1 protein-coding gene and 1 pseudogene are annotated in these 504 nt (G+C 43.5%); one reads left to right on the forward strand and one right to left on the reverse strand.

Annotation, left to right across the window (positions count from 1 at the left end; all coding sequences use genetic code 11):
• On the forward strand, positions 1-233 hold a 233-nt coding region (locus R7E38_RS23475; protein ID WP_318082264.1), incomplete at its 5' end, for a GNAT family protein.
• Between the two features lie 129 nt (positions 234-362).
• Here R7E38_RS23475 and R7E38_RS23480 read toward each other — a convergent pair.
• Positions 363-504 (reverse strand): annotated as a pseudogene (locus R7E38_RS23480) (FAD-dependent oxidoreductase); the annotation flags it as partial.

Consider the following 504-nt stretch of genomic DNA (forward strand, 5'->3'; position numbering starts at 1 on the left):
ACCAAAGACAAGGCTACGCTCAAGAGGCGATTAAAGCGTTGGCAGAATTTTGTTTTGCGAAACTGAGCTTAACTCGTATTGAAATCGTTTGTGATCCTGATAACAACGCCAGCCAAGCTTTGATCGAATCCGTTGGAGCAAAAAAAGAAGCCATCGCCAGAAATCGATTTATTTTCCATGGCAAACCAAAAGATGGCGTCGTGTATTCACTTCTGCCAACAGATTTGCTGTAAGACAGCGGTAAGCATTAGAAGGTGTCAGTCTTATTTGGTACGGAACAATACAGAAACAAAAAGCCACCGACTTGCGGTGGCTTTTTCTATTCTATAGTTTCAACACTGAAACTGGCTGAATCGCCGATATTAGTGAAGCTTAAGGTTTGGACGCAATACACGGTTAATGCGGCCAACCAGCATCATCAAGCCTGTTTTGAACACGCCGTGAAGTGCCATCAAGTGCATTCGGTATAGTGAGATATAAACAACACGTGCAATACGGCCTTCA

The organism is Vibrio sp. Vb2131 (assembly GCF_033338535.1).
GTDB lineage: Bacteria > Pseudomonadota > Gammaproteobacteria > Enterobacterales > Vibrionaceae > Vibrio > Vibrio alginolyticus.